Annotated in this window: 23 protein-coding genes and 2 pseudogenes; 9 read left to right on the top strand and 16 right to left on the bottom strand. The window is 39.1% G+C overall.

The annotated features are described in order from the left end of the window. Positions 1-152: 152 nt before the first annotated feature. A complete protein-coding gene (locus A9260_RS07225; protein ID WP_068697569.1) occupies positions 153-1,805 on the top strand; it encodes a hypothetical protein in 1,653 nt (550 codons plus the stop codon). A gap of 75 nt (positions 1,806-1,880) precedes the next feature. Here the strand turns inward: A9260_RS07225 and A9260_RS07220 are convergent. Further along, a pseudogene (locus tag A9260_RS07220) lies at positions 1,881-2,108 on the bottom strand (helix-turn-helix domain-containing protein); the annotation flags it as partial. Positions 2,109-2,313: 205 nt separating this feature from the next. Here A9260_RS07220 and A9260_RS07215 point away from each other — a divergent pair. The 3 genes and pseudogenes from A9260_RS07215 to A9260_RS07205 all read left to right on the top strand — a co-directional run. Further along, entirely contained in the window at positions 2,314-2,565 is a 252-nt protein-coding gene (locus A9260_RS07215; RefSeq protein WP_068697568.1) for a hypothetical protein, read from the top strand. A 20-nt stretch (positions 2,566-2,585) separates the two neighbouring features. Beyond that, positions 2,586-3,179: a hypothetical protein gene (locus A9260_RS07210; protein ID WP_068697567.1), complete on the top strand. Its 594-nt coding sequence runs from the start codon at positions 2,586-2,588 to the stop codon at positions 3,177-3,179. Positions 3,180-3,529: 350 nt separating this feature from the next. Beyond that, positions 3,530-3,720 (top strand): annotated as a pseudogene (locus A9260_RS07205) (IS1634 family transposase); the annotation flags it as partial. Positions 3,721-3,750: 30 nt separating this feature from the next. Here the strand turns inward: A9260_RS07205 and A9260_RS17125 are convergent. From A9260_RS17125 to A9260_RS07170, 6 genes are all read right to left on the bottom strand, one after another. After that, the gene (locus A9260_RS17125; RefSeq protein WP_068697563.1) at positions 3,751-4,014 is read right to left on the bottom strand and encodes a hypothetical protein; all 264 of its coding nucleotides are present in this window, start codon (positions 4,012-4,014) and stop codon (positions 3,751-3,753) included. A gap of 1,042 nt (positions 4,015-5,056) precedes the next feature. Next, a complete protein-coding gene (locus A9260_RS17180; RefSeq protein WP_068697561.1) occupies positions 5,057-5,548 on the bottom strand; it encodes a type II secretion system protein in 492 nt (163 codons plus the stop codon). A gap of 182 nt (positions 5,549-5,730) precedes the next feature. Continuing rightward, positions 5,731-6,198 carry a type II secretion system protein gene (locus tag A9260_RS17175; RefSeq protein ID WP_068697560.1) on the bottom strand — a complete coding sequence of 156 codons (468 nt, stop codon included), beginning with the start codon at positions 6,196-6,198 and terminating at the stop codon, positions 5,731-5,733. Positions 6,199-6,382: 184 nt separating this feature from the next. Next, complete coding sequence (locus A9260_RS07180; protein ID WP_068697559.1) at positions 6,383-8,056, bottom strand: ABC1 kinase family protein; 1,674 nt, start codon at positions 8,054-8,056, stop codon at positions 6,383-6,385. Between the two features lie 157 nt (positions 8,057-8,213). After that, on the bottom strand, positions 8,214-9,266 hold the full coding sequence (locus A9260_RS07175; protein ID WP_068697558.1) for a DUF1254 domain-containing protein: 1,053 nt from the start codon (positions 9,264-9,266) through the stop codon (positions 8,214-8,216). A 201-nt stretch (positions 9,267-9,467) separates the two neighbouring features. Continuing rightward, on the bottom strand, positions 9,468-9,746 hold the full coding sequence (locus tag A9260_RS07170) for a hypothetical protein (RefSeq protein WP_156684014.1): 279 nt from the start codon (positions 9,744-9,746) through the stop codon (positions 9,468-9,470). 450 nt (positions 9,747-10,196) lie between these two features. Between A9260_RS07170 and A9260_RS07165 the strand changes: the two genes are divergently transcribed. Beyond that, positions 10,197-12,407, top strand: coding sequence for an alpha/beta fold hydrolase (locus A9260_RS07165; protein WP_068697556.1), 2,211 nt, complete (start codon positions 10,197-10,199; stop codon positions 12,405-12,407). 155 nt (positions 12,408-12,562) lie between these two features. Here the strand turns inward: A9260_RS07165 and A9260_RS07160 are convergent, their stop codons facing one another. Continuing rightward, positions 12,563-12,967 carry a hypothetical protein gene (locus tag A9260_RS07160; RefSeq protein WP_068697555.1) on the bottom strand — a complete coding sequence of 135 codons (405 nt, stop codon included), beginning with the start codon at positions 12,965-12,967 and terminating at the stop codon, positions 12,563-12,565. 196 nt (positions 12,968-13,163) lie between these two features. Beyond that, positions 13,164-14,180 (bottom strand): lipoate--protein ligase, encoded by a 1,017-nt coding sequence (locus A9260_RS07155; RefSeq protein WP_068697554.1) that lies wholly within the window; start codon positions 14,178-14,180, stop codon positions 13,164-13,166. A gap of 181 nt (positions 14,181-14,361) precedes the next feature. On the opposite strand from A9260_RS07155, the gene A9260_RS07150 reads away from it, so the two are divergent. Continuing rightward, positions 14,362-14,787, top strand: coding sequence for a GNAT family N-acetyltransferase (locus A9260_RS07150; protein ID WP_068697553.1), 426 nt, complete (start codon positions 14,362-14,364; stop codon positions 14,785-14,787). A 10-nt stretch (positions 14,788-14,797) separates the two neighbouring features. On the opposite strand, the gene A9260_RS17255 is transcribed toward A9260_RS07150, so the two are convergent. Both A9260_RS17255 and A9260_RS07145 read right to left on the bottom strand, forming a co-directional pair. Next, positions 14,798-15,022 (bottom strand): cysteine-rich CWC family protein, encoded by a 225-nt coding sequence (locus tag A9260_RS17255; RefSeq protein WP_082957091.1) that lies wholly within the window; start codon positions 15,020-15,022, stop codon positions 14,798-14,800. 150 nt (positions 15,023-15,172) lie between these two features. Then, positions 15,173-15,835, bottom strand: coding sequence for an outer membrane protein (locus A9260_RS07145; protein ID WP_068697552.1), 663 nt, complete (start codon positions 15,833-15,835; stop codon positions 15,173-15,175). 458 nt (positions 15,836-16,293) lie between these two features. On the opposite strand from A9260_RS07145, the gene A9260_RS07140 reads away from it, so the two are divergent. The 3 genes from A9260_RS07140 (at position 16,294) to traF (ending at position 19,159) form a co-directional block, all read left to right on the top strand. Next, positions 16,294-16,755 (top strand): hypothetical protein, encoded by a 462-nt coding sequence (locus A9260_RS07140; protein WP_068697551.1) that lies wholly within the window; start codon positions 16,294-16,296, stop codon positions 16,753-16,755. A gap of 375 nt (positions 16,756-17,130) precedes the next feature. Beyond that, a complete protein-coding gene (locus A9260_RS07135; RefSeq protein WP_068697550.1) occupies positions 17,131-17,709 on the top strand; it encodes a hypothetical protein in 579 nt (192 codons plus the stop codon). Between the two features lie 286 nt (positions 17,710-17,995). Continuing rightward, entirely contained in the window at positions 17,996-19,159 is a 1,164-nt protein-coding gene (traF, locus tag A9260_RS07130) for a conjugal transfer protein TraF (protein ID WP_068697549.1), read from the top strand. A gap of 97 nt (positions 19,160-19,256) precedes the next feature. On the opposite strand, the gene A9260_RS07125 is transcribed toward traF, so the two are convergent. From A9260_RS07125 to A9260_RS07105, 5 genes are all read right to left on the bottom strand, one after another. Further along, on the bottom strand, positions 19,257-21,047 hold the full coding sequence (locus A9260_RS07125; protein WP_068697547.1) for a GtrA family protein: 1,791 nt from the start codon (positions 21,045-21,047) through the stop codon (positions 19,257-19,259). Beyond that, positions 21,037-21,975, bottom strand: coding sequence for a glycosyltransferase family 2 protein (locus tag A9260_RS07120; protein ID WP_068697545.1), 939 nt, complete (start codon positions 21,973-21,975; stop codon positions 21,037-21,039). The genes A9260_RS07125 and A9260_RS07120 overlap by 11 nt, the downstream gene beginning before the upstream one ends. Before the next feature lie 144 nt (positions 21,976-22,119). Next, the gene (locus A9260_RS07115; protein WP_068697544.1) at positions 22,120-22,686 is read right to left on the bottom strand and encodes a hypothetical protein; all 567 of its coding nucleotides are present in this window, start codon (positions 22,684-22,686) and stop codon (positions 22,120-22,122) included. A gap of 231 nt (positions 22,687-22,917) precedes the next feature. Continuing rightward, positions 22,918-24,027, bottom strand: coding sequence for a DUF1513 domain-containing protein (locus tag A9260_RS07110; RefSeq protein WP_068697543.1), 1,110 nt, complete (start codon positions 24,025-24,027; stop codon positions 22,918-22,920). Beyond that, the gene (locus A9260_RS07105; protein WP_068697542.1) at positions 24,008-25,114 is read right to left on the bottom strand and encodes an imelysin family protein; all 1,107 of its coding nucleotides are present in this window, start codon (positions 25,112-25,114) and stop codon (positions 24,008-24,010) included. Before A9260_RS07105 ends, A9260_RS07110 begins: the two co-directional genes overlap by 20 nt. Positions 25,115-25,149 lie beyond the last annotated feature (35 nt).

The following is a 25,149-nucleotide window of genomic DNA, read 5'->3' as shown; positions in this document are numbered from 1 at the left end:
TACCATTATAGAGAGTTGCCAAGATGTCACTTTGGTAGAAAAGGACGCTCTCTCGTAACCAAGTATGCTGATATTACACTTTTTCTTCGAAAAAATGCATATCAACCTTGGCAAACTTAGCAGTTTAATCGCTTGTCACTTAGGTGCACATAATGCGAAAAGAAATTCCAATATTTGCTGGGCAAAAGAACTACACCATTACTGCTAAGTCTAACGCAACATTAAAACGGTCATTAGCTCATACTCTACGTCATTTGCCTGGACTGCAAGAACATGAGATGAAATCGATTGAGTGGAATGAAAACTTACTCGACCAAAATACCCTTTATATTGATGATAAAATGATACCTTTAGAAAGCCTTTCTAATGAGCAGAAAGAATCTCTCATCGAGCGTTTTACTAGCCCCACCGTCATCAATAAAAAACAAAAGCAAACTCAACTTGGCAACTATCGCGCCAAAATAAAAAAGACAATAGTCTCTGAACAAAAACAACAGAATCTACGCCTTGTGACACACTTAGAGTCGCTACTTACTTATACCCAACAAGACATAATTGATGAAAGTATTCTTGAAGTGATACAGCCGTTTTTAAAAACACGGGCAAAACAACGTTTAAATATGCTTAAGAAATACATCCAYGCTCACAATGCGCTTACTGATACGGAACGAGCAGGTCAGCACACGCGCTATCAAGAGGTGATTTTTAAAATACCGAATCAATGGCAAGTCAACAATGAAACATTCACCTCTGAACACAACTACAAACTGTTAAAAGGTTTCCTAGCTCGTGTATTACCCGAGCACCCGATTAAGCTAGCAGTGACTCATGGCGATGAGCGACTCGATCACGAAGATCTATGCAGTCATATACATTGCTTTATCGATGGAAAAAATAGCATAACGCAGACTTTTGATTTGAGGCATACCGAAGAGCGCGCTATTGATCGCTATGTCACCAACACCTTATCAATGGAAGAACAAAATATYTGGACAGAATGTAAAGCGAAGAAAAACTACCAATACTCAAAGTTGCGCGGAGAGTATTGGCAGGCCATGTTCTTACTTTATGCCAATTACTTTCTAGAAAATGAAAACATCCTCTTAAAAGCCGTTCGATTAGAGAAGACTCAAGAGCGAATTGAAAAGAATAAACAGATGAGAGTTGAAGCTAAGCTTCCAAAGCATCAACGTAGCCATAATTTCCACACAAGAGCACTAGAAGAAGAAAAAATGATTCTTGAGAGGATCGCACAGGCTGAGAGATTAGAGGCAACCCGTATTCGTGAATATGAAAAAGAGCAAGAAACACGAGACGCAGAAAGGCAGTCAGCCCGTGCCAAGTCAATAAAGCAAGAAGAAGAAATACAAGCCAACGAAAAGCACCTGCAGCTCATAAAAAATAGAAATGATACGGTTACAAAAGGGTTAGAGAAAAAAATCCAAATACAAGCACAACTGAATTATGACAATGAACGTTTGGCTATTGATAAAGCCGATAACATAGCGCTGCTAAAGGAGCTAGCAGACCAAGTTGACGCCAATGATATTGTAAAAATCCTTCTTAAGATTTTTGCCTCCATTGACCGATACATATCGAGTAAAAAATCAGACTCTCATTATCAAACATTTTATCGTCAAGTGATTGAAGCTTTTAAAGATCTTAATGACTGGGCTACAGAAACCCTAGTAATGAAGCATTTAAAGGTGGGAGAGCATGAAATCAAAGACTACTCGCTGTCCAAAGAGCTTGAAGGGTTACAGACACCTAAGCGTGAAAAAAACGTATCTTATGAATTAGAGTAAATAATGTACATGTAAATGAATTTAGCCCCATAATTGTCGCCTAAGATCTCAACAGTTAATGCGATTGATGTAATATTGCCTGCCCCCATTTTCAGGCTTCAGCTTTTCTGAAAGCACATAGTCGCTGAGATGGCGGGCTACAGTGGATTCATGGATACGAAGAGCTTGAGAAATCATAGTCTGACTCCAACCTTCAGAAGCAAGTAATACCGCTTTTATACGGTCACGCACTCGACCATCACGAGTAGAATCGTGTATTTGTTCGAGATGTATTTTCTGTTGAGGAGTCAGCGTAATTTTCATAGTGCATAGCATGATCCTGATTTTAATGAAAATTAAGCATTTTCAATGATCACGAGTATATCTATTTATTGCTATGCACGTTCATTAAAAATGTGATTAACTTGACAGTAATGAAATTTAATACTACGCACCGTATAAGACCATTGATTTAATTGATATATTTACCCTATTTCAGATAATAACTGCGGCATTCATGGGAGATAACATGAAAAAAGGATTTGTCTTTATCCTGTTGATACTACTATCAGGGTGCGGTGACTCAAGCAATCCAAGCAATCCAAGCAATCCAAGCAATCCAAGCAATCCAAGCAATCCAAGCAATCCAAGCGATTCCGAAATTGCAGGAGATTGCGAGCAAAAAGGTTGTACTTTAACGAAAAGTATCACGGTGCAAAGTATAGAAATTGGAGACTCCCCAGTAAAATTACCAGATGGTGTGTCACTAACATTAAAATAAAATATAAACGGAGAGTTAGGATGAAAATTAAACATAGCTTATTAGCAATGGGTGTTATTTTTGCAGGAGTCGCAAATGCCAGTGTGGAATTAAAATCATCAGATGATGGCGGTTTATTGATTAATAATAAACCAGCTCAAACAATTCTGCATGTATATAATAATAGTGAAGCACTAGTTAAAGAAATTACTGTGCTAAATATTGAAGAAGCTCATGATGCTACTGTATACTTAAAACTGGATTTTGGTAATGTAGTTGTTTCTCTTAATCCTTCTGGTGGAATAACACAACTATACAGAAATGAACTTATTTACGATAAAGATTGTAAGATTGTAGGTATAAGTAATGCAAACTCATTTTATCAATCCGATGCTATTTATGTATATACTTCATTCTATCTACCTGGTGTGAGTGGTGATGAGTATACAACCTTTAGCGTCGACAGGGATAGTTTAGTTGAGGGCTATGAGTATTGTGATAGCAGTGCAGGTGTAGGTGTAGGTGCAGGTGATGAAATCTCTGGTTATGCAGTTGAAGTGAATGAGGTCTATAATACTGCTATTAATGATTTTGTTGAAGAGCTGAAAAAAGTTGCACCTTTATCCATTAAATAGTTTTTGTAGCCGATATGCTTGTCCTAGCGTACTTTGGTGTAAAACCTTATTTGCTGATCATTTGACTACTTTCAATTCCAAGCTTTAGAAACCTAAATACTACGTGCTATGATTAACAAGTAGGTGAGTCAATCTCAGAGCATGACTCACCACCGAAATAAAAATTAGTAATTTAAAATCAATTAGTTATGTAAAAATCGGCATGGTGTTAGGGGGTAATTCCAAGAGTTAAAACCCCTATCTCCACGCCACATTCGAGCCCCTGATTTATCAGGGGCTTTTTGCATTTCTGATACCTGTAATTACATCAAGCGCCTACAATAAATCTGGCTCTTTTAAGTGTCGTGGAAACTGATGAGTTTTTCCCGAGTATGGTCAAAAACAAGACAACATCCAAGCCGACGGCACGTTGGGTATTTCTAAAATTTGAAGGTATAGACACTCTCGAATTTGGTGGTCAGAGTTTCACACAGGCATTCAAAAGCATCAAAGTCGACTGCTCAAGCTTCTTGGCAGGCTATATGAAGCAGTTTATTCCTAAATTGGCTGCGGAATCTCGGTTAATTACTATTTAATAAATTTTTCCTATAACTCTCTTCAAGCGCCCCCAGAAACCTAATTTTTTTAAGTATATGTAGTCATCATGCCTATCTACAGTTAACTCGGGGTGGTCTTCTATACCATGTCGCCAGCAACTAATGCTCGTGTAATTGGTCCATCCCAACATACGTGCCGCAAACTTAACATCACGCATTGGAACCCACAAGAATTCGTTTTTATTTGCTAATATAACTAAATCGTCAAGATTATACCAAGATTCACTAGGTACTCTCATTATATATTCCATCACTTACGGCTTATTAGAATTATAAAATAAGTTAACCACAAATAATGTAAAAGAAATGTTACAAGATTTAAGTTTGCAACTGTAAATAATATGAGTTTCCCTAACACCCGTTACTAATCCCATTCGGAAATTTATGCTGATGCTTTTTATCGAACATGTCCTCAAACAAATTTGCATTAATAAATAACAAACGACTATTTGTATTGAGTTACGTTCGTACTATGTCACTTCGAAGTACAATTGAGCCCCATTTTACTTTTATTGTTTTGCTTCTGTTTTTAAAAAGCTATTGACGCTGTACAAATTAACAGCTAATGTCAATTATACAAGTCAACTGAAACTGACTCTAAAGTTTCTAAAATCTTAATCCCTACCTAAACAAGGGGGTTATAGATAAGGTTTCAGAATAGGAAGTCTTCAAATCCCTATCTCTCCGCCACATTCGAGCCCCTGATTTATCAGGGGCTTTTTGCATTTCTGATACCTGTAATTGCTCTGGTGAGTCAATCAGGTGAGTCAATGTATCTTTTTAAAAGTCGTTACTGTTTGTACTTCGTAAGAATCTGTCCCCCTAAAGCCCTTGTCGAACAAGGCTTCCTGTTCGATTTCAAATTCGATCTTCACACAAAGTCTCAACCTATCTCAATCAGACGAAGTGCGCCAATCGTCATAGAAGTTCTAAAACCCCTAGATAGTTTCGATTCAAACAAAGATAAATCCCTAACTATTCAGGCAGAGATCTCAGCCACTGTAGCTGCAAGTAACAGGTGGAATGGAGTAGTCATAGTCTTCATGGTTCAACTCTCTAACCCAGATAAATGAATGCTCCGCCAGAAGCTAAAGATATCAGCATACTCAATAGCGGCTCTGCGTGTACCAGACGGAACACCACCTACATTACGGCATTTAAACACGCCAATAATCCAAAAAAGAGCCTAACATCGTCAGTCTCTCTTTCACTACTTCATTATTTCACGTTAAGCGTGATTGTTTTCTCTGGGAATGGGGCTGCAACCATACCTTATAGTTACTAGCATTCATCCGTATGAAGCAAAATGCGCGGTGCAACGCCTTCCACTAGAGATTGCTCATATTGGATGTAACACTTATTACGAGCTGTATCGTTATGCGTGGGTGTATCCGCTAACCAGATGCGTGTGTTCCTGTTGCCTTCATCCTCATTGTCATCAATCACCGTCCACATAGTTTCATCTTCAAATCCAATTACGAACTCTTGAAGGGTAGCTTTGTGTGCTTGCATGTAGCCATAAGACAACCAAGTCCCCTCAAAGCCAATCTCTGCCCCGTCCAGCTCTACCACGGTCTCTACACCGTTAATTGCCGCTTTTCCGTATACTATAGAGTTGGCACCTGCAATAGCACCCTTAGCACCTTGAAGGGACGCGATACGAGCATCTCTTTGTAAGTTAAGGAATTTAGGTGCTGCTGTCACTGACAGTATGCCCAAGATGACAATAACTACAACTAACTCAATTAATGTAAAACCTTTGGAATTTGTCATCTTTACCTTTATAGAAACAATATTATTAAAGTTGTTTATAAACTTCGGTAGATATATTAAATCGATGGACAATGCCCATTAACTACTGAAAGTAAGCTTTGAATTATTAATTTATCCTGTTAGATGTTCGATTAACTTAATGCACGTAACTAAAAACCGTTATACTAAATTACTTACAGGCTTTAGCACCCCTCCATATTTTCTGATGGTTCAGTTACTATTGTAATTACTGGACGTTTATCAGGGCTATTAATGGCATTTGCATTATAAGTTACTCTGCATCTTTGTGAACTTGGGGCATCTGAGTGATACCAATAAGAAGCAGTGTCACTTGTTTCAAATATTAATACATCGTCAGAGATATCAAGTGCTAAATAAATTGAATCGTTGGTTGGGTAGCCGTAAGTTAGTTCGACTGGTGTATTACCAATAGTAATTTTACCTTCCTTCCCATCCTCACTATCGATTACCGCTTGCGCATGAACCATATCGACTGCTGAAATAACCGAACCTTTAAGACTCTCCATAACTGAAATACGTGAATCACTAGACAAATTAATAAATCTAGGAGCGGCAGTTATAGCTAAAATACCTAGCACAACGATTACGGTTACTAATTCGATTAATGTAAAACCATTATTGTTTGACATCTTCACTCTCTATTAATAATAAATTTTACTCGAATATCCGTATTATCATTGTCTCCATCTATTTATACTTTAACATTATTGAAGATATTTACTCCAATGAGCCTTTCCTATATCTGTTATTACGATGATGCATAACTATAATTGAAACGATACATCGAACCTATCTGGAAAAGCTCACTGAGGTTCATCTCTTATTTCTATCATCAATTAAGTTTCCTGACAGGTTAACGGCTTTTAGCAGCTTTAGTCCAAGCACTCCTGATAACGAAAGTAATACACCTCCGATTACTGATACACCGTGAATAAGCGGCGGTACTTGAGTACTTAATAGCATACTTCCTCCCAATAGCAGCGCGCTGGTCAATACACCGTAAACAAGCCTATTGACTACTGCATCTAAATTCCTATGCTTTAAATTAACATCAAATTGACCGCTACGAATTTGCTCAACTATGGTTTCTAAATCAGTAGGTAGTGATGCAAGTAATCGTTCCCACGCAGTAAGGGACTTAGTTAGTTTTCTAGTGAATCTATTTGGATGCATGCGCCGTAAGCGCATTTTGTTTGCGTAAGGTTCAATTGCACTATTGATACTGAAATTACGGTCTAATAAATGAGACGATCCCTCAAGAAGAATAAGCACTCGTATTAGTAACGAGATTCCCGTTGGCATCATAATATGGTGAATTCGAATTATTTCTGTAAACCGATTAAGCATGTCTGTCACACTTACCGATTCTAGAGAGCGTGAAAAATATTCAAAAATGAAATCGCCCACATCATCTTGTAATTGTTGTTGTACGAAATCTTTAGGCACGGAACATACGCGTGTTATTTGGTAGGTTACTTCACTTGAATCTTGTTGGATTGCGGCAAGGAGCATATTTTCAATTGCTTCTTGTAATTCCTCATCAAGTCGGCCGACCATGCCAAAGTCCAATAAACCAAACTTATTATCCGGCATCACCCATAGGTTTCCAGGATGTGGGTCGGCATGAAAGACTCGATGCTTAAACACCATATCCAGATACATATTAACGCCAATATCTGCGAGTGATTTTCCGTCGACATGGTCTTGTTCCATCTTAGTTTTGTCACCAATACTAAAGCCAGTTAATCGCTCCATAGTTAATACGCGTTTACCAGACAACTCGCTATAAGCCTCTGGGATATGAATGCATGAAGTATTTTTGAATTGATGTCGAATCAATTCCATATTGCTCAACTCTTTTGAATAATCCAATTCTTTTAGGAGATGATTACAAAAGTCACGTACCAGACTCTGTGGTTGATAGAGTCGCAGTTCGGGATCGTATTTTTCTGCAAGTTTGGCAAGCAATTCTAGAATATCTATGTCAGCTCGAATTTTGTCTTCAATGTCGGCGTGCTGAACTTTTACGACAACGGCCTGCCCCGTTAAAAGGGTCGCTTGGTGTACTTGGCCAATAGAAGCTGAACCAATGGGAGTAAAATTAAATTCTTTAAATAAATTATCTATCGATGTGGCAAATTCATTTTCAATCGTACGGGTGACGACTTCCTGTGAATCACTAGGAACATCAGATTGCAAGAGAGCCAGTTCTTTAGCAATGTCTGGGCCAATAATATCGGCTCGTGTACTTAGCATCTGGCCTAATTTTATAAATGATGTCCCAAGCTCTGTGAACGCCATGCGTAAACGGATAGGGAAAGGCAGTCCTGCAAAGTTTTTTCCGTCTGAAGTAGTAAACAACCCATTTAAAAAATCAGGATCTTTTTCTTTAACCCAATTAGCTAAACCATATTTACTTAGAATGATAATAATTTCATGAAATCTACTGGTATTTTGCTTAAATTGTGAAAATTGATTCAGCTTCATGTCCATTCTCTTTTGTTATTTGAATAACCAATTTGGCGGGATATTTAGAAGGATGTTACTACCATAATATAGAAGTAAGCTCTGGTTAATTCGACCACCTATAAAAACGGGATACTAAAGCAAGCATCCCGTAAGCAGTTTGTTTACTTAATATGAATCATAAAGGCTTAACCGTTGGCAAAATACGGAAGCCGTCTTTCACTTTTTGACTTGGAATATAATGTCTAATCCCTAAGTTAAATACACCAGAATCATTTTTAGTTTTAATGTTGTTGATAGCATCAGGACCACAACCAAAACTAATCGTATATGTGCCATCAGCATTTTTAGTAGCAGTGTTTGAACTTAAATTTGCAACATCGTCAAACATAAACCCGGCTTTGTCATAAACGGTAATAGACCAAAAGGCTTGGTTTTTTGGATCTTCAAACGTTGCTTGATGACACTTATCAGCAGGGAAATTACCCGAAACTTCATAAATATTGTCTTCAAGTTGCGCACCACCCCAACCAATAGCCGCACCTACTGTGTATTTCTCGTCGGTATACAATTCTTTAGATTTATCATTTGGATCGGTAAACATACCAGAGATAGCAGATGCCCCTTCCTTCTTGAATAATTGTGGCATTTGAGCTTTAAGATCCATTTCAACTTTATCAAATGACGCTTTGTTAACTTGCTCTGCAACAAACTCGTCATTTGAGTTCGCTTGAATGGTCATTTTATCTTGGATTTCACGAGCTTCGGCTTCTGTATAAGTTGCATCTAAACGCACAACAACATATAGGTGAGAGCCTGTGTGAGTACTCAAAGAGAAGGTGCCAGCACCATAGTGCATGGTCTGAATACGATGATCTTCCGTCACACCTTGAATCGACATATATTTGCCCTCTTCAATCTCAGGCATGGTAATTGTTGCACCTTTTGATACATCAATTACAGCAAACGAGTAGTAGGTATCACGATTCATACGCACGACAGGTTGCTTATCTGTTGGGGTTAGGTGGCGCTTATGAAGAAATTCATTTACACCTACTAATTCTTGGTTCTTCAAAAACTGATGAGAAGACTCAAGAGTAGGATATGTGTCAGCGGTTGCAATCACACCATCAGAACTAAAAAAATCGCTATAAGTGCTGACCTCTGCTGATATTGCAGGTAGGGAAGTAACAGTAAATCCAAGAGTAAGAGCTAACACAGTTTTTTTCATTTAAGAGCCTTTTAACGTAATTAAATAATCTCAATTAACTATCCGTGTTAAAAACGTAACATCCTCTATTCGATGTATTCGATTATATATCGTAGTAACACACTCAAAAAATGACATTGAAGCATGTGAGATATTACCTATTAACATATCACTAATTATGTTTTCTACTATTGCTAAGTGCAGTAACGCCCAATGCCTAACTTACTTCTCAATTAGGCGAATTGATTCCGTTAATAATGCGTTGTAGACAATATCTGCTAGTACCGCACCATCTTGCGTACAACTGTAGTTTATATGCTGCCCTACACGTAGGTGTCCAGCATCATCAAGTGCCGTACCAAAAGCGATTTGAGTAGCTATGTCGAGATATTCAGGATATTCATCTGCCATTTTATTGAGTGAAAGTCGTAGAGCTTTCATTCCTGCTTCTTCTGCTTGAGAAACATCTCGAAATAGCTCTTTAATATATACCTGACACATTTCATCACTATTTAAGTCGGATGCTACAGTCCCAGGTAAAAAGGAAAGGAGAAGTATCCCAATGAGCGTATTGAATTTCATAAAAGTTACCTTAGGAAGATATTTATATTATCTAAATGAATTAATTAGAGTTGCCTGTAATTAAAGTTTATTATTAATCGCTGTATGGTGATCAAATAAAATTGATATTTGATACCAGAAGAAACAGAAGAAAGTAGATATATTTGACGATTCATATACTGCTCCAAACAATAACACTAAAATTTTATCACTGTATTGGATGTAATATTTACCATAATACGACACTAGCTTCGTAAGAGCTTGTTAACTTTGCCAAACAAAATTTTACTGCAAAATAACTTTCAACATTTGGACATATCTAACGCCGCAAACGACATGTTATGTTGTAACAAATCATTTCATGCAAATATTTATCACTAAGGCGTTATAATGAACAAGCCTCTAATCTTATCTTTGATAGGACTAGTCATCTTAAGTGGTTGTCAGGACGATGGCAGCAATTCTAAATCTATTGATACCAACAAGGATTCAAACAAGCTTTGCTATATCGCACAAAACACCTATAACCCTACATCGGTAGGCTCTGAACCTGACACTAAACTTGTGCTACATACAGAAGTAGCATCGACTGACAATACACAGCTACAACGGTTTGCTGATCTTATCACTGCAAAATCCACTTACCCTGATGAATCAACGACAGTCGCTGCTGAGTTACCGCTTACTGTTTGTACAGAGGCATTTGATCGTTGGCAAGTTAAGGGAGACACCCTTGAAGTTCAGCGCCAGAATACTGTTGATGGTCTGTTTTATAATCTTCATGCATTTCAACAAGTGGGTATATCATCAAGCACTATTCCTAATTTTAGATGGAGTTACACTCCTAATAATCATGAGTTCAAACTTACCTACAACCAGCAAATAAAAGAGGCCTTAGATGATGGCTCGACCAGTGAGTACTTTTCTAGTGCTTACACCGCTGAGGTATTTAGTCCCACTCGCTATGGGCTATCCTTTAAGGATAACGAGGCTATTGATGATGCAGGTGAGTTGGTTTATTCCCCGTACAATAATTGGCAGGAACTGAACCAAAAGATAGATACTAAGGGCTTACCTACTACGAACGAACATAGCGCACGTGATGTTGTTAAAGCTTATACGGAGTTAGGCCTCAAAATACAAAATCACATCTGTAACGACGTTATTCGAGTTGAACCTAGTACCAAGCAAAGTATTGCGGATGTGTGTGTTCCAGAAAGCGATACTGATTCGAGTAAAGTCAATATCCACTACATAGYGATGAAAGCGCAACAGCAAGCCGATAAAGGGGCCCTATTCTTTAATTATGGCGGTCCTGGCGAGGTGGGTGTTGATGAGTTGGTCGCTAACTATGAAGATTTACCACAAGAGATTCGCGATCACTTTGATGTATTTACTATCGATCCTAGAGGCACTGGAAATTCAGCCTATGCTCTAAATGTAATCAATGGCTTAATGGAGTGCCAAGGCAAAGGCGATGAGTGCAATAAAGATCTTTATCTTGATTTAGCCCCCCATATCAGTACGAATAGATTTATCCATGATATCGATAGCGTGCGTAAACACTTAGGCTACGAGCAAATTACACTGTATGGCTATTCATACGGTACACGTGTTGCGGCCGCCTATGCTGCTGCCTATCCAAATCATTTTAAAGGTGCAGTATTAGATTCACCAGTAAGAGCAAGCTACCCTAATTACGCCTCAGGTATTAAAGATTCTATGGCGGAAGAGCTGGCTATTTTAGATAGTCGTTCACTAGCTAGCCCAAATCAACTTGAGTCATTAATTAATAATCATTACCAAGAATTGGTTAGTCAGGGTGAAATCACTCTTGATGGAGAACGTTTTACTAAAGAAGACATACAAGTACTTCTTTCGGCGTTAACTCGGGTTAAAGATAACGTATATAATCGCCAGCTTGTCAATTTGTACAACAACTATCTTGAAAACCCAAGTGGCCAAACACTTAAAGCGATTATTGATGTCGTACATCCGGATTCATCATCATCGACTGTTGACAACGCCCTTGTTAATAACACAGCATTTGTTGGATTGGTCGTAGATTGTGTTGATGAGCAAAAACCAATCCGTCGCGAGTTATCCCCAATTCCAGATCTTGATAAGGCGGAACCCAGTGTGACAGATAATCCATGGATCGCCATGATTCATGAAGATAATCTAAATGAGTGTCCACAACTGCACGCCTACGGCGATGGTAATAATGACTCAGATCCGCTAATTGATGTAAGCAAAGCCAATCAGTACCTGACTTCAGCCAATATCTTGATTGTCTCAAACGAGTTAGACACTAATACCCCCCATGTTTGGGCTGATGATATGGCAAATGCCTTTGGTGCAAGCAAAAGCTCTGCAGACGAAAAACATGTTCAGCGCATTGTGACGCATCAAGTCATAGCGCACGCATTAGGCTTACAACATGTTTTTGAAGATGCCGATGCTGAAATCACATCGTTCCTACTTGACCCTGAAAATTATCAGGTTCAACAACAAGATGTGTATGTGCCCCCTACGGTTGATATCCCGAATACACAGGAAAATGGTGAGAGCGTAGATACGTTTAGCTTTGGAGATGTCTAGTCTATAGATTTATAGTCTATGCACTAAGGGAGACTTGTTTTTCAACTAATAAAACATAAAGCTCACCACATCCGGTGAGCTTTATGCTTATTAATAAGGGAGATGGCTCACAATAAGCACGCAGCTAATGTGCAATCCCTCTTTTCACCTACTTTCTACCTACTTTTCCCTATCGTGTACACATCATAATCACGCAATAAGAAAAGCACTAAACAAGCAGCCAACATTGGCCAAGCGGCGAAGAATAGCAAGTTATTGAATGGGTCAAAGTATTTTGCAAATGAGGATAAAGTAGAAGCGCCGTGTAACACTAAAACGGCGCCATATGTGACTTTTTTCCACATACCCAATAAAAATGCCGCTAGGAATAACATCTGACCAACACCTAGTGCGACCATTACATTTGTAGACATATTTAGGCCATAAAAACCCGACATTACCTTAACAGCATGTTCGGGCACTATTATCTTATCTAACCCCCAAAAGAAAAAGACAATAAAGACGGTAATTCGTAATGATAATAAGCTAATAGATAGCTTGTTTTGCAATTTTTGGTCCATTGAGATACCTGTTTAGTTCGCTCAATAATATAAAGAGCTAGAGTGAGTGTTGCGATATTCACTCAATGAGACCTTAGGCTTGTTTTTTTTATTTCACTGGCAGAAAAGCCAAATGTAAGTAAATGCGTTAACGCTCACCCCGCGCCAGCATTACCTATTATTGGCGGGGGCTTCGATACGATTCAAGCAATGAAAATCAAACTGTCGCCTGTGACAACCATTCTTTAACTTGCTCCAGCTCATCTTGATTTGCAGGAAATTTAGCAATAACCAAATCAATACATGCCATTATCGGGTCCGCTTGATAAGGTGTGCCTTGCAACTGTTGAGAGAGATAAATCAAACACTCTGGATCTAAGCTATCGGTAAAGATTTTAGCTTCTGTAATATGAGCCTTTTCCACATTAAAATAGAGCTCTACCCCACCCCATACAAAGCGTTCATCAAGAGAATAGCTAAACTGTGGTGTCTTACCGTAATTCCAATCCCAACTTTTTTGCTTAGCAAACTTCTCTGCGAAATTAGGCAAATCCGGTAATGAGTCTGGTGATATATGCTCTATCTCTGGTACTTCATCAAAGTGCGCACAGAAGGCTTTAGAGATGGCATCACAGACCGATTGATGATCAATATCAGGGTTAATTTCATTTAAGTTTGTCACCCGAGAACGAACTGAGTTGATGCCTTTTGCCTGTAGCTTTTTAAGATCGGGGTTAAGGTAATCTGCTAAGCGGCTTAAGTCTGCATTTAGTAAAAGCGTTCCGTGATGAAAGCCGCGCTCGGTGGTTTCACGATAAGCTGAACCAGAGAATTTGCGCACGCCATCGGCATCATTAACCACAAGATCATTTCGGCCAGTGGCTTGGGCATCAATACCTAAACTTTTAAGTGCATCCAACACAATCTGAGTGGATGCCGTTTTATTATATTCCGGTTTACCCGCCATAAAAGTAAAGTTGGTATTGCCTAAATCATGGAAGACCGCACCGCCTCCACTTTGACGTCGCGCCAGTTTAATACCATCTTGCTCCATCTTTAATGTATTGCACTCTTTCCAAGGGTTTTGAGCTTGTCCAATCACTATCGTATCGGCATTGCGCCATAGAAACAGCACTCGATGATCAGCAGGCATGGAACGAAAGATACAATCCTCTACTGCCAAGTTGAACCATGGGTCAAATGAAGTAGAAAATAAAATGCGGGTTTTTGGCATGTTCTAGCCCTAATAAGATAATGAACAATCGTTCAAAAAATTTTACTCCTATCCCTTTTATTGATCAATATATGCCGGAGAACTAATGAGGCAAGTACCTGAATCACCGAGCAGATCATGAGCATAAAAATGATAAGCTACGATATACGCCTTTTAATTTACTAAGAAGTAATAGAACAACATGGAAGTGAAATTTTTAGAGAATAACGCCGACTACACGCAAGTTTTAGACGTATTGTTGCAGCTTCGTCCTAGCTACAGCTTGGACTCGTTATCCATTCAAATCGCTAAACAACAGCGTGATGGGTATCAAGTTGTCTATGTTAAATCATCTGAGGGTGTACTTGCTGTTGCTGGTTTTTGGTTTGGTGAAAAACTGGCTTGGGGTAAGAATATTTATATTGATGATCTGGTCACAAACCCACTATTTCGCTCTCAAGGCGTGGGTAGTTTTCTAATTGCATGGTTTAAGTCCCATGCATTAGACAATGATTGTGAACAAATTCACTTGGACTCAGGGGTTCAACGCTTTTCTGCACATAAGTTCTATTTGCGTGAGGACTTCAAGATTGCCAGCCATCACTTTTCACTATTGGATTTGAAATAACCGTATAGGTTTAGTGGTGAATATATTTGGCTTTAAACAGTTCAGGATTATCCTTGAATAAAGCAATACAAGACAAACAAACACATGATTTGTGCTGTAAATGCCTCGGTACTAAGTTGAGAAGTTGCGCAGGTATTTGCACATTTATACACCAGCATTGATGATCGGTCTTCGCTTGGCATGAATTAACACCCTGACAAAACGGGCACTGTTGTTCGTTGATTGAATCGTTCATAACTAAGTTTAATGCGGTAACTGTTTAAGGTAAGACCCATCTTACCTATAATATCAATCGTACTAAATAGCTGGTCATTCTAGCTTGTTAAAATGGTTAACAATTAATAAAGGGTAAGGGATATCGCCCTACCCTTTATAATATTCAATCTTAGAAGCGGTAACCGACACCTGCATATACAGTAACTAGTGCCCAATCGTAGTCACCTTCTACAGCGCCATGCTCTGTTTTTTCATTGATATCGATGTTGACTACATCACCCTCGACACCCGTTCTAAATAGTACATTGCCATGGTTCTCACCTAAGTCTAACGCGTATTCGACACCAGCACCGATGTGTATTCCTCCTCGTTTATCGCTGCCTTTAATTGGGCTGATAATATCATCAGTAGTGCCCAAATCGACATAAGACAAACCCACTTTAGCAAATGGGCGTAAACCATTATGAAATGAATATCCAAGGTTAGCAGACACAGAAAAAGATTCAGGGTCATAAACACTATAAGAGTCTTTATGATTGACTTTTGCATCAATGTTACCGTAATTCATATAAGTGGCTTCAACACCTACAACGCGGTTGATTTGATACCCTAGACTGTAAAGTTGCGTTGCACCTTTACCTTCAAACTCAACATGATCGATTGAACTCATATGACCACTAGAGTCCGTATAATCATCCCAATAACCACTATCACCCATTCCGGTTTCACCAACAGCACCTAAGGCATATAAGCCAGAAGGGTTTGAACTGGCAAATGCAGATGATGAAAGCACCGCTAAACCACAAAGGGTGATGAGATTACGTTTTTTCATGATAAATTCCAAAAAATAGGACAACAATGCGCAAAAAGTAACACAATCGATTAAACTTTATGTTGAGTGAATATAAGTTTACAAAGCGTGTATACAACTAGGGCGAACGCATGAGTGGATATTTATCGACCAATCATGTGCATCATCTCCACAAGACGCCGTAAAATCATCCTTGATGGCTTCATAGTGGCATCCATGCCACTATGACTTGTTCCAATAGTGCACATTATTTTGCTCAAATAACGTTCGTGATCTCACCCTGTGTATACAACCGTTTGACTTTAAATCCATCCTGACAACGAGGTCATTACACTTTGTTTTCTATTGCAATTTTCAAAGGGAAAAGAACAGAAAGTTAACGTTGCAATTATAACGCCGTTTAACAGTGCTCCAATCTCCCATTCAATGGCATAATGCTGAGTAAAGCTATTAAGCAATATTATTTTTAAGGAAATGGCATGAGTGAGCAAAACACGGCAGAATTTGTATTTGGTGCGTTTCAAAAAGCATTAAATACTAATAGCCTGGTAACGGCTAAAGGTGAGTTATTCTCTGATTTATTGGTCTACTTAGATCAACCGGATGGTGAAACTCGTTATAGTTACGCGCTAATGGGTAATGGCACTCGAGTTAAAGCACTTTGCGTTGCAACAGTGAAAGATTCTGAAGCTGATAGTCTCTGTTTTGATTTAGAGATCGCAACTTATGCAAAATTTCGTCAACAAGGTCACGCAACATCTGTATTTGAAAAAGCAATGCAAGAACTTAAGAATGGTCTGTCACGTAATAATATTTCTTCGTTTTCTGTCACGTTCAATGTTGATAAAGAGAATGAAGCCGGTCATGCCTTTTGTTGCAAGCTAACTGATAAAGTAATTGAAACTGAGCAAGGTAAAACTTATACCAAACAAATAGGGTAAGTATTGAAATCTAAGATAAATACTTAACTAATAGATAGAAGCTCCTTAATTTCCACATAGTGATTTTAGTAAACTATTGCGACTATTATTCGGAGCTTTTACAGCATTTCCCCCTCTTAATTTTGCGACTTTAATTCCCTCACTCGTACTTCTAAATGCTCTATTTTCTAAGTCTAAATAATGAATACCTGCATTTATGGAATATATCTTTACATGCAAAAAAACCAATCAAGATTGAACTTTCCCGAAGATTACTGAGATACTCGTCACACTCTCTTTGATGAGTGCGACATATTTTTTAAAATTATGCCCCATTTATAAAGCTCTGTTCGGGATCTGAATAGTAGTATGGGCAAGTACACGATTAGGAATATCATGAACAAAGTTAAAGCTTTGGCAGCTGCAGGTATTATTTTATCTGCTACAGCTGCTCACGCCGATACAGGAACACCTGTAAACACGAAACCTCGTAGTTACTCAAACCATTCTGATTTCAAAGTAGGTGTTGGTTTTGATCAAGGTTTTGGTGTGACAGCTGAACTCTACGATACAGTAAACGCATTCATTGGTAATGACGGTTTATCTGCTGATTATCTCGTAATTAAAGATCAACGTTTTAGTCCTAAACTGCCGTTTACCTATTATGTCGGTGTTGGTGGTTTTTATGATTTTAATAAAACTTGGCACGGTAACGAAGGACATTGGACTGGTTACCATCATCAGTGTGATAGCTATGACTCGAATGGTAACTGTCATCATTGGAATGATGGATACTGGGCAAGAGATGAAGACCAGCACTTCAACGAATACGGTATTCGTGTACCTCTAGGCCTAGATTGGCAGTTTGCACCACAATGGGATGGTTATGCGTCACTCGCTCCTACTGTTGACGTTCCTGATGACTTCCACTTCAGTGTGGATGCAGCATTAGGCGTTCGCTACGCATTTAAATAAGCAAAAGAATAATGATTAAGGCTAGAGCTTCTAGCCTTAATTTTTTACATCGTTTCATCACGTAGAAATTCAGCTTAATCAGTATCACTGACAACATTATTACTGCAAAAAATACACCCCCTCATCTTATTGCAATACTTGCTTACAACTCATCGCATTTATAACGCTAAGTATATGATTGATATCGTATACATAAAGTTTCTCATATAGCATCCTAATAAAAATTTACCGCTAGTTTTATTTCAAAACAATTTTACTAACTTTGTATTATTTAAAAGGGATTTAAATGAACAATCTACCGACTAAGATTGCCCTTGGTTTAAGTGTTGCGCTACTTGGCTCTAATATTGCTCATGCCAATAATTTTTATGCCGATGGTCGTACAACAGGAATGGGAGGCACAGGTGTTGCCTCTGGCAATTATTTAGCCGCAAGCTTTATCAACCCTGCTCTTCTTGCAAATAGCCAGCCTGATGATAGTTTTGGCCTGTTGCTTCCTTCTGTTGGAGCTAGAGCGGTCGATTCGGATGAGACTCTTTCACACATTAACGATCTGCACGATAGCTTTGATAAGCTAAATGAACAGAGCTCACAAGACGATATCGATGAATTTGCTAATACCTTAAATGCATTGGCTGATGCAAAACCGGTATCGGTTGAAGCAAGCGCGGGGCTTGCAATTGCATTGCCTTTTGATGCAGTCTCTGTCGCGTTATTTAGTCAAAATTACGTCAACCTTATCTCGATGGCTGATGTGACACATATCGACTCTAGTGATTGGGCCTCAATTGAACAAGCCTACAACGATTCTACAGCTTCTATTGTTGGCATCGGCGTAGTGGATGTAGGCGTCACACTTGCAAAGAAATTCACTTTTGATGAGCAAAGCATTTCTGTTGGTGTTTCACCTAAGTTCCAGCAATTACACAGCTTTTATTCAAAAAGTACACTAAACGACTACGATATTAGTGATTATGATGATGTCTCAACAACCGACAACACCTTTAATATTGACCTAGGGCTTTTGTATCAATGGCGTAAACTTTCTGTCGGGCTCAGCGCGCTAAATCTAATCAGTCAGGATATTGAAACCGTCGAAGTATTAGGCCAAACCCACACCTATAAAGTGGAGCCTCATATTGGTTTAGGCATTGCCTATCAATTACAATACTTCACCTTTGCAGCCGATGCTGACCTCAATAAACAAACACGATTTGCGAGCGTATCAACCGATGATACACAGTTTGTCCGAGCTGGCGTCGAGGGTAACTTATTTGATTGGGCGCAGCTTCGTTTAGGCTATGAACATGATCTTGAAGGTAACTTAGACGATAGCGTAACAGCCGGTATTGGATTTAGCCCATTTGGTGTTGTTCACCTTGATATTGCAGGATCATACGCTAATGAAACTCAAGCCGCGATTGGTTTGAACCTTTCTCTAACACTTTAGCTCCTTCTTTAGCCTTTTCTTTAGCTAGGAATAAAAACACAAAGCCCCTATTAGACTCACTAATAGGGGCTTATATTCATTGTTATTTTAATGGATTTTACTCAATGTTGAGATACAAGATCCTCTCTTTTCTCTCAACGCGACTAACACCTTGAACGCTGTCTTGAGCCTTATTAATCACTTCAATATCCGACTCTTTCCAACCAAATTGATAAAGATAAGGTTGGATATAGTGATACTTCAAATTTGAGACATTTTTAAATGAGTGTGAATGCGTTTTATTGAGCATATATTCACTCATCTTTTCTTCATCAACACTCACTACTACCTTGTCAAACAATTGCGGCTGTTTTAAATAGCTCTGCGCATCATTTTGCTCTAAAAGCTGAGCAATCACATCTCGGTTATGTGCATACTTAAAGTTATAGTCATGAGTTTGATAGGCAAGAGGGACAAGCAAAGTCACCACAAGTAATAGACGCCAGCCTTTATCTTTAATCAAAGGCAGTAGCAATATCAGACCAATAGGCAAGGTGACTCCCGAGCGAAGGGGCACCGTTACACCAAGTGGTACAACGCTAAAGTACAGCGACGTGATAACAATAATTAACATTGCCGTGTATTTAAAATGCTTAAACAATGCCCATAGTGCGGTTACCGCAATAGGTATAAAAAACCACGCACTTAATGTTGCGAGGTATTTTACATTGCGAGTGAAGTCACCGGCACTTTTACCGATGTTCGTCAAAAGAGAGGACAAACTGTTTGATGGTGCTTCATGACGCCAACTCACAAAGTGAATAAAGGTGGCATGGTCAGTGCATAGCGCAGTATACAAATACACAAAACCATTTGCGACGGCGTAACCTAATACATACCCTAAAACCCACACGCAGAGAAACTTAACAATATCGAGATAACTTGCTTGTCTTAACGTAGATAAAAACAGCAAAGGGATTAAAAAATAAAATGCCGGATAAGTCGCAAACAGCAAAACACCAGCAGCAATTAATAATGTATAGGGATGCAGATACTTACGAATGCAAGCAAACAATGCCAACATAAAACAGCCTGGCAATAATGTCATTGGCCATTTAAGTAGCATGGTAAAATTAGGAATATTCAGCACAACCAAAGCCAACACTAACGCAAGCCATGTGTCTTTTTTTACGCCCATAATCACTTTATAAGCAAACACAAATAAAAATAAGTTACTTAAACTATTTGCCAGCGCAGCAGGAAGTGATTTTAGAGGCCAATATAACGCAAAGTTAATCCAGCGCCCTTCTGTCGTGAATTTTTCGCTATAACCTGCCATATAGGGCAAAGCGTCATGCGCAATATTAGACGACATCGAAAGCCGTAAATTCAAGACCGTGATAACCGCTATAACAACCAATAAAAGCCATTGAATGACCAATATAGGATCGAGCGAGCCTTTATCATTATAAAAATATTGCGTAACTTTTTGCATTGAAACACCATTGACGAAGATTTTTTTATAGCCAATATAATTCATGGTCATGGAAACCAATATTGCTAACACTTGCGCAATATAAACGTGCAAACCACCGAAATGAACCAATAAAAATAGAGCTCCGGTAGAACATGCCAGCGAGCTTAAATTTACTACGCAAAATGGAATTAACTGCCCACCTTGTTGCTCACTTTTAAAGACAAAACGGCGATTTAGCGCATAGCTCACCATCATGCCGACAAAATAAGACAACACTGACGATACGATGTATCGCCCAGTAAATTCATGAATAGCCACAAAAGCTAAATAAGCAGTCAGCGTATTTATAATGCCAACAAAAACAAAACGCCCCTTTTGTTGGGCGTTAGCTGAAATTAAGCTCGTTAATTTCTGAACAGATTTATTCATCATCTGTTTTTCGGCTCTCTTTGATAATGTATAGCGGTCTGTCTTTAGATTCGTTATAAATTCGAGCGATGTATTCGCCCAAAATACCAATTGAGATAAGCTGCACACCACCAATAAATAGAATAGACACCAGTAATGACGTCCAACCTGATTCCCAGTGATCCGTCATTAAGCGAATATAGAAAGAGTAGATCAGCATTAACATGGCCACGCCTGAACAGGCAAAACCCATCATAATCGACAGTTTTAATGGTTTTACTGAAAACGATAAAATGCCATCTAAGCCAAATTTAATCATTTTAGTTAAAGGGTATTTAGACTCACCGGCAAAACGAGCAGAACGCTCATATTCAATCGCAGTTTGGTTAAAGCCAATCCAGCTGACCATGCCGCGAATAAAGCGAGATTTTTCTGGCATTGCAATTAGATGGTTAACAACTTGGCGATCCATTAAACGAAAATCACCCGTATCTAGAGGGATTTCCACTTCCGATAAGTAGTTTAACAGGCGATAAAAACTCTTTGCTGTCACCTTTTTAAACCATGACTCACCTTCTCGGCTAGAGCGTGTGCCATATACCACATCATAACCCTGCTCCCACTTCACAATCATATCTTTAATAACTGCGGGAGGATCTTGTAGGTCTGCGTCAATTAATACAACCGCATCACCAGTGCTGGCGTCTAAACCAGCACTAACGGCTTGTTGATGCCCAAAATTTCGAGAAAAAGACAAAACTCGCACATTAGAATAGTGCTTACTATGAGCTAATAGCTTGGTCTCTGTATCATCAGAGCTACCATCGTTGATGAAAATCAATTCAAATGCGTAATTTGCAATATCATTAGTGACTGAAATGAGTTCATCCACCGTAGCATCTATAACCTCACTTTCATTAAAACAAGGGATCACTACAGAAACTGTCTTCATGTTATCTCCAGGGGCGACTTAATCTTCTATTACAGTCAAATTTAGCAGTTCTGTGTAAGAGGAGTGACAAATAATGAGTACTATTTGTTGCATCTTATATTTTAAGTTTCTAACAAAGACGAACAGGATATCGCGAATATTCCCCTAAAATGTCATACCAATATCACTAAATACGCCTTTTGTTGTTGATGAATAGGCTAACCCTAAATTCCAACCTTTGGTGGTAGTTGCATTAATGCCAGCAGCAATACCCCATATAGAGTGGCTATCCCCCTCCATATAGTAATCTCCCATTGAACCATCAGAATGATACGATTCATAACCTTTGGCACAAGCATATTCAGGGCCAACCCACACACTAATAGGATGAGAAATATTTAATGTATAAGTGGGGGCAAGGGAGACGCTAAAAACACCGTCAATATCATTGCTCGGTGTACGCTGAGATGCGCCATTAGGATTGCTCATAACATCACTAGCACTTTGGGTGCCTTTTACGCCACCAGCAAAGCCAAATTGCCCGCGCCATCCAATCTGACCCTTGATGCTTCTTTGTGCATAAACATTCATAGCGAAGCTATCGGTATAAGTGGATTGACCAAGGCCAACACCAAGTTGAATCATGTTCTCATTATGGATTGTTTTTGCATTAACAGAGCAAGTCACAAAACCAGTTAAAATAGCAACTTTAACGGTGTTATTTATATTCACAGAATTCCTTATTTTCAGTTCTCGATATTTATTCTTAATACACTAAACACCAACTCATTAATGAATCAGTATTCCAATTAAAAGAATAAAAGTGCGAAAATCCATTTTAAGGCGTTTTTTTATCATAAAGATGACCAGACAGGTTCTAGGTGTTCATCTTTAATTTTAGAGTTGTGTGTTAGTACTGAAAAAATCATGGTGGTAGCAATGCTTGTCACAGAGCGTAAATACTTAAATTACACTCCAATGGTTATCCCAAATAATTGGTGTAATGAAATGATTTAATTCACTTTTATCACTGTGATTTGCGTCACTGACAAGGACAGCGCCGGAACCCGAACTCATGGCAAAACCATCATCAAACGAAGTGACGCCACAAGCATCGGCTAAGCTCGATATTTCTAATAGCTCACCACTATTTTGCGCCCAAATTCCATAACAATTTCCTCTAGGTGATGTCGCAATCACCCATTTATCAGTAGCCGCAATACTGCCAATGTAGTTATCAAACCTTGCCCATTGCTCAGGCTTCGCCCCAAGAGGCTGCATTTTTTTATCACCCTGAGTATGTTTAAATACAAGCGGCGGAAATTCATCTTTATCCCCTTTATTTTGTAATCCACAAAATACTTGATCAGTTTCACTGCCTGTACCAGCACTAATATGACGAATACTCAATTGATGATCGGCTAAGAAAACCTGCTCAATAAGCCTTCCTTGCTCATTAAGATAACTCAAAGAAGGCTGCATTGTGTGTAAGTTAAGTTGAGATCGCCCGTCAGTATGGATCCCGCCAACGGCCACCGCCAACCCGCCATTATCCAATGCGGTAATTTCATGAGGACCAATGCCAAAATTACGCAATTCAGCCACTTTTTGATATTGATAAGCACTGTCATAAACACCAATAATACCTTGGCTACTGCCTTGCTCACATTCGCTCACATACAGCCAGCGATGATCTAATGAATAGCAGCCATGACCATAGAAGTAGCGCTGACTGGATGCGAGTTTGACCTGAACAATCTCACCACTTTGATAATCACAGACTTGGAAGAAGTGCCCCGGACGGCGAGAGAACACCACCAAATGCTCAAGCGCAGAATTAACCGCTACCCCATGCCCTCTATCTGCTAGAGGGATCTGGTGAATGGGCTGTCCATATTGATTTGCAATAACTGCAAGATACTGATTTTTATTTCTAGTCGCACAACCGGCAAAGGTAGGACGACTATCGCCACCTAAAGTAGCGCACCCTCCCACAAAAGCCGGAGCGCTAATAGAGATGGCTAAACCTTTAAGTAAAGTGCGGCGTGAACTATCAATCGCCATCGGTTGCATTAAACCCAATCACAATACCCAACTCTAACGCGACGTTTTCATCTAATAAGTATTTCAAATACTCTAACTTATTATACTGAGCCAGCGTCATCGAATAACCTTCACGACTTTGCAGCGCATCAAATAGGCTACTTTGCTCGGGCCAAGCAGACAATATATTGGTAAATTGCTTACTCATATTATCCGCTAACTGATACTTACCTTGGCTTCTTAATAAGTGATCTAAGCCTGTACCATCAGCAAAATAGATCTCTTGTAGCGCAAGCACATTGTATTGAATGTTACTCAAAGACTGTTTTGCTCGCCAAGACTCTGCAAAATAAGGCTTAGGGTGCCCTATCTTAGCCAGCGGTCTGCTCAGTTTTTTCATTGTATAATCGAGCTGATTGGACATTAGAGAAACATATTCTGATACCCAAGCCTGCTCGCTTAAATCTGTCCATGGATTTTCTTGCCAAGCTTGCTCAATCGATGAGGCGTTGTTGACTAAGTTTTCGCCTATCGAGATCGCAGTTTGACAAGTATCATGATTAGACGAAAAGTCTGAACTTTGATCATAAACAAGCCACTCTATTGCGCCAAGCCCCTGCACTGTAACACTTTGCTCGGAAATATCTTGCGCACTCCAAGCCTTTGGCTCGCTCAATAACGCCTGCATTTTTCGCCCTAGAGTATTTTTCTTATCTGGCCAAAACTGAATATTCCAACTCTGATCTAACGCTTGCTGCGGTCCTCGCTCTTGCCCTTGCAGGGCCATCCATGATGCCATTGTTGCAGACCATTTTTTCTCTAAAGATGCTCGTTTATCTATTTTTAACTGCTTTTCTACTTCTGATCGCCTTTCTTCTGATTGAGCGACATCAGAAGTGTTGTTTTCCTGCAAAGCGCAATAATCAGCGATAGCATCAGATAACACTTGAGTACGCTGCAAAAAAGTCACTGAAGACTGTTTTTGAATGTGATAGACGGCGTTCTTTGACGCGATTACAGGGCTCGTTATTACAGGATTTATAGAAGACGACATAGCCTGACAACCGCTTACTACTGGCAATACAAAAGCCAATCCCCACCGTGACCATCGTTTCATTTTATTCCCTTTAAATGCATGATATCTATCGTAGT

This window comes from Vibrio sp. UCD-FRSSP16_30, assembly GCF_001676025.1.
Classification (GTDB): Bacteria; Pseudomonadota; Gammaproteobacteria; order Enterobacterales; family Vibrionaceae; genus Vibrio.
Note: the sequence above shows the minus strand (reverse complement) of the source record. Positions and strands in the feature narration are given on the sequence as shown.